The following is a 5,327-nucleotide window of genomic DNA, read 5'->3' on the forward strand; positions in this document are numbered from 1 at the left end:
CCGGGCGCGCAGCTCGCCGTGTACCGGGACGGCCGGCCGGTCGTCGATCTCTGGGCGGGTGAGGGGATCGAAGGTGACTCCCTGCCCGCCGTCTTCTCATCGACCAAGGGCGCGGCCCATCTCGTCGTCGCCCTGCTGGTGCAGGACGGCACCCTGGACCTGGACCGGACGGTCGCCTCGTACTGGCCGGAGTTCGCTGCCGAGGGCAAGGGGGCGCTGACCCTGCGGGAGCTGCTGGGCCACCGGTCCGGAGTGATCGGCATCGAGGGCGGGTTCCGCGAGGCGGACCTGGCCGACGACCGGGTGATCGCCGCCCGGTTGGCAGCGCAGGCCCCCTTCTGGGAGCCGGGCAGGGAGTACGGGTACCACGCGCTGGTGATCGGCGCGCTGACCGGTGAGGTGGTGCGGCGGGCCACCGGGCGTTCGATCCAGGAGCTGTTCGAGGAGCGTGTCCGCGCCCCGTACGGCCTGGATCTCCACCTCGGGCAGCCTGCGGAGCTGGAGCCCCGCTACCTGGCCGTCCGGCCGATGAACCCGACGCCGGAACAGCAGGCGGAGCTCGGTGCCCACCCCTTCGACCCGAAGGGCCTTCAGGCGGTGGCCTTCAACGTCCCGACGGATCTGGTGGCCTGGATCAACACCCCTTCCGTGCGGGCGCTCGGCCCGGCCTCGGTGGGCGGTGTGGGCTCGGCGCGCGCGCTGGCCGGGATGTACGCGGCGACGATCTCGGAGTTCGCGGGCCGGCCCGCTCTCCTCACGCCGGAGACCCGCGCCGAGTTCGCCCGCCCCGGCCTGGCCGGCACCGACCGGGTGACCTTGGAGAAGGACCACTTCGGCCTCGGCTTCGAACGCCCGCAGATGCTCTACCCGTCGCTGGGCGAGGGTGCGTTCGGCCACTGCGGCGCGGCGGGCTCGCAGGCGTTCGCGGACCCGGCGAGCGGGATCGCGTACGGCTACACGCGCCGGCGGTTCGCGTACCCGGGCGGGGCGGCGCCGGAGAACGAGCGGCTGGTGGCGGCGGTGGTGAAGGCGGCGGGATCGAGCCCCTCGGCCCGCTCAAGCCGCTCCGGCGCCTGAGGAGCGGGGGGCCTGGGGCGGCGCCCCCGCATCCAGCCCCTCCGCCAGCACCTCCGCGAGGTGCCGCGCCCGCACCCCGCCCAGCTGCGCCAGCTGGGTCCGGCAGGAGAACCCGTCCGCCAGGATCTCCGTCCCCGGGGGCGCCTGCCGTACCGCAGGCAGCAGCTGGTCCTCCGCGCAGGCCACCGACACCTCCCAGTGGCCCCGCTCGAAGCCGAAGTTGCCCGCGAGACCGCAGCAGCCGCCCGCCAGCTCACCGCTCAGACCGGCCCGTTCGCGCAGCCGGCGGTCCGCCGCGTCGCCCAGCACCGCGTGCTGGTGGCAGTGCGTCTGGCCGGTGACCTGGCGGTCGAGGCGCGGGGGCTCCCAGTCGGGGGCGTACTCCTCCAGGTACTCGGCCAACGTACGGACGGAGGCGGCCAGTTCGGCGGCGCGGGGATCATCGGGCAGGAGCTCCGGCAGATCCGTGCGGAGCGTCGCCGCACAGCTCGGCTCCAGGACGATCACGGGGGTGCCGAGCATGCCGCCCAGCCGTTCCAGGGTGCGGCGCATCACCGTGCGGGCCCGGGTCAGCTGGCCGGTCGAGACGTACGTGAGGCCGCAGCACAGCCCTCGTCCGGCGGGAAGCACCTGGCGGCCCGTCGCCTCCAGGACCCGTACCGCCGCCCGTCCCACCTCGGGCGAGAGGTGCTCGGTGAAGGTGTCGGGCCAGAGGGTGGCGATCCGGTCGCCGGAGAGGATGAACGTCCCCTTGCCCCATCGCCGGTTCAGCCACCGGGTGAACCGCTCCCGTGCCAGGACCGGGATCCCGCGCTCCGGCGCGATGCCCGATACCCGCCCGGCGAGGGCGGCGAGCGGGCGAACGCGGGCCAGGGCGTTCAGGGCTCCCGCGAAGGGGGACGCGAGGCGCAGCCACCGAGGCAGCCACCCCATCGCGTAGTGCGCGGCGGGCCGCAGCCGCCCCCGGTAGTGGTGGTGCAGGAACTCCGCCTTGTACGTGGCCATGTCGACGCCCACCGGGCAGTCGCTGCGGCAGCCCTTGCAGGACAGGCACAGGTCGAGCGCGTCCCGAACCTCCGTCGAGCGCCAGCCGTCCGTGATCACGCCGCCCGCCTCGCCGGCGAGCATCTCGTGGAGCAGCCGGGCCCGGCCGCGTGTGGAGTGGGCCTCCTCGCCGGTCGCGCGGAAGGAGGGGCACATGACGGACGGGCCCGAGGTCTGTTCCGTACGGCACTTGGCGACGCCGACGCACCTGCGGACGGCCGCGGAGAAGTCACCGCCGTCGTGCGGGTAGCCGAACTCGACGTCGACCGGCTTCTTCGGGAGCACCTCGAAGCGGAGGTTCTCGTCGAGGCGGGCCGGGCGGGTGAGGATGCCCGGGTTCATGCCGCCGTCGGGGTCCCAGAGGTCCTTGAACCGGCCGAACAGGGCGACGAGTTCGTCCCCGTACATGCGGGGCAGCAGTTCGGCGCGTGCCTGGCCGTCGCCGTGTTCGCCGGACAGGGAGCCGCCGTGGGCGACGACCAGCGAGGCCAGGTCCTCGGAGAAGCGGCGGAACCGGGCCACGCCGGGGCCGGTCAGCAGGTCGAAGTCGATGCGGACGTGGATGCAGCCGTCGCCGAAGTGCCCGTACGGGGTGCCGCGCAGCCCGTGTTCGGTGAGCAGGGCGCGGAAGTCGCGGAGGTAGGGGCCGAGCCGGGCGGGCGGCACGGCGCAGTCCTCCCAGCCGGGCCAGGCCTCACTGCTGTCGGGCATCCGGGTCGCCGTTCCGGCCGCGTCCTCCCGGATCCGCCACAGGGCCCGCTGCCCGGCCGGGTCGGTGACGACGGCGGCGTCCACCGCGTCGGCGGACGCGGCGCGCACGAGGCGCTCGGCGTGTGCGCGGGCCTCGGCCGGGGTGGCGCCGCCCGTCTCGGCGAAGAGCCAGGCCGCGCCGCGGGGCAGTCCGGCCGGTTCGCGTACGAGGTCGGCGGCCATGCCCTCCACGGTGAGCGGGTGGAAGGGCAGGAGGCCGGGGGCCGCCTCGGCGGCCGCGGACTCGTCGGCGTAGCCGAGGACGGCGAGCGCGCGGGCTGCGGGCGCCTCGACCAGGCGCAGCGTCGCCTCCGTGACGACGCCGAGCGTGCCCTCGCTGCCGCAGAACGCGCGGGCGGGGTCCGGGCCGTTCTCGGGCAGCAGCGCGTCGAGGGCGTATCCGGAGATGCGGCGCGGGAGTCCGGGGAATCCGGTGCGCAGGAGGGCGAGGTGGCCGGCGACCAGTTCGCGGAGTCCGGCGGGGCCTTCGGTGCCTCGCTCCAGGCGCAGGGTGTCGCCGCCGTAGCGGGCGACGGTCAGGGCGTGGACGTTGTCGGCGGTGGTGCCCCAGGCGACCGAGTGGGAGCCGCAGGAGTTGTTGCCGATCATGCCGCCGATCGTGCAGCGGCTGTGTGTGGAGGGGTCCGGGCCGAAGGTGAGCCCGTGCGGGGCGGCGGCGGCCCGCAGGTCGTCCAGGACCACGCCCGGCTGGACCACGGCGGTACGGGAGGCGGGGTCCAGTTCGACGATCGACCGCAGGTGGCGGGTGAGGTCGAGGACGACGCCGGTGCCGGTGGCCTGCCCGGCGATGGACGTCCCGCCGCCGCGGGGCACGACCGGCACACCGTGCGCCCGGCAGGCGGCGAGCGTGGCGGCCACGTCGTCGGCGTCGCGCGGGGTGACGACTCCGAGCGGCACCCGGCGGTAGTTGGAGGCGTCCATCGTCGTGAGGGCCCGCGCGGTGGCGTCGAACGCGACCTCGCCCCCTACGGACGCGCGCAGTTCACGGACGAGCGCGTCGGGGGTGCCACCGTTCAGGGCGTTGCCGGATGCCATGCGGCCAGGATGCCGCCGGCCCGCCAGCCTCGTGCGGCCGCCCCGCCCGACGGCCCCCTGCGTTTCCGCCGATTACGTCAATACGTCGGAATATGCCGGACTCACAAACACAAATGGAACAGAGAACGCCACAAGTTCTTCCCAAACAGATCGTCAATTCTCATATAGTGACTCAGACTTGCCTGGGAATCATGTGTTCCAGTTGTCACATTTGATCACCACAGTATCGACTCGTCCGAACCGTCCCATCCGTCACCGTCCGCTCCCCGAGGACTCCGCTTGCGCCCCTCAACCCGGCCGACCGCACTGGCCCTGCTGGTCACCGTGGCCCTCACCGGATCCCTGTGTCTGTGGGCGACCGCCGTCGCCCCCGACTCGGCCAGGACCGCAGTGGCCTGGGGGGCGAGCGCCGCGGCGGTGCTGCTCTCCGCCGCCGTCGCCACCGCCGTACACGCCCGCCTCACCGCGCGCCGGCTCCGCGAACTGCTCGCGGCCGAGACCGGCCGGTTCACCGCCGAGACCTCGCGGATGGTGTCGGCGTCCGCCGCCGACGCCCAGAGGTTCACCGCCGAGACCGCCAGGATCAAGGCCGCGGCCGCCGCCGAGACGGCCCGTGTCGTCAAGGAGGCCGCGGCCGGCGCCGAGCAGCTCACCGTCGACAACGCGCGCCTCAAGGCCCGCGCCGCCCGCAGTGACACCGAACGCTCCGCCGCCGTCGCCGCGTGCGCCAACGCCGCCGGCCGGATGCAGGCCCTGGCCACCAGCATGCTCGCCGACCTGCGCGACATGGAGCACCGGCACTCCGCCGAGGACGTCCTGGGCGACCTGCTGCACCTGGACCACCGCACCGCCCAGGCGGGCCGGCTGGCCGACTCCATCGCCGTGCTGACCGGCGCCCGCTCCGGGCGGCGCTGGGCGAAGCCCATCGTGATGGAGTCCATCCTGCGCGGCGCGATGGGCCGGATCAGCGGATACCAGCGCATCCGTCTCCACTCGACCAGCGACGTCGCCATCGCCGGCCACGCGGCCGAGGGCGTCATGCACGCACTGGCCGAACTCCTCGACAACGCGGCGAACTTCTCGCCGCCCACGGCCGAGGTCCACGTGTACGTGGAAGAGGTCCCGGCCGGCATCGTGCTGACCGTCGAGGACAGCGGTCTCGTCATGAGCGACGTGCAGCTGCGCCGCGCGGAACGCGCCGTCTCCGCGACCGACCAGGACCTGACCGGTCTCTCCGGCACCCGGCTCGGCCTCGCCGTCGTCGGCCGCCTCGCCCGCAAGCACGGTCTGACCGTCTCGTTCCGGCCCTCCGCGCGCGGCGGCACGGGCGCGCTGATGATGCTCCCGCAGGAGATCATCACCCGCACCCCGATGCCGGCCCCCGAACCCGCCGCCCAACC

Annotated in this window: 3 protein-coding genes; 2 read left to right on the forward strand and 1 reads right to left on the reverse strand. The window is 74.3% G+C overall.

Annotated elements, in window-relative coordinates; genetic code table 11:
* Positions 1 to 1,077 (forward strand): serine hydrolase domain-containing protein (locus JGS39_RS36080; RefSeq protein ID WP_219573986.1); only part of this gene is annotated, 1,077 nt, incomplete at its 5' end.
* Here the strand turns inward: JGS39_RS36080 and JGS39_RS36085 are convergent.
* Positions 1,057 to 3,927: an FAD-binding and (Fe-S)-binding domain-containing protein gene (locus JGS39_RS36085; RefSeq protein ID WP_219573987.1), complete on the reverse strand. Its 2,871-nt coding sequence runs from the start codon at positions 3,925 to 3,927 to the stop codon at positions 1,057 to 1,059. The genes JGS39_RS36080 and JGS39_RS36085 overlap by 21 nt on opposite strands.
* Positions 3,928 to 4,206: 279 nt before the next feature.
* Here JGS39_RS36085 and JGS39_RS36090 point away from each other — a divergent pair.
* On the forward strand, positions 4,207 to 5,327 hold a 1,121-nt coding region (locus JGS39_RS36090), incomplete at its 3' end, for an ATP-binding protein (RefSeq protein WP_219573988.1).

This window comes from Streptomyces poriferorum, assembly GCF_019399235.1.
Classification (GTDB): Bacteria; Actinomycetota; Actinomycetes; order Streptomycetales; family Streptomycetaceae; genus Streptomyces; species Streptomyces poriferorum.

Bases quoted from the DNA above. Each gene is read 5' to 3' on its own strand.
- JGS39_RS36085 (WP_219573987.1), bottom strand. From the start codon at position 3,927: ATGGCATCCGGCAACGCCCTGAACGGTGGCACCCCCGACGCGCTCGTC.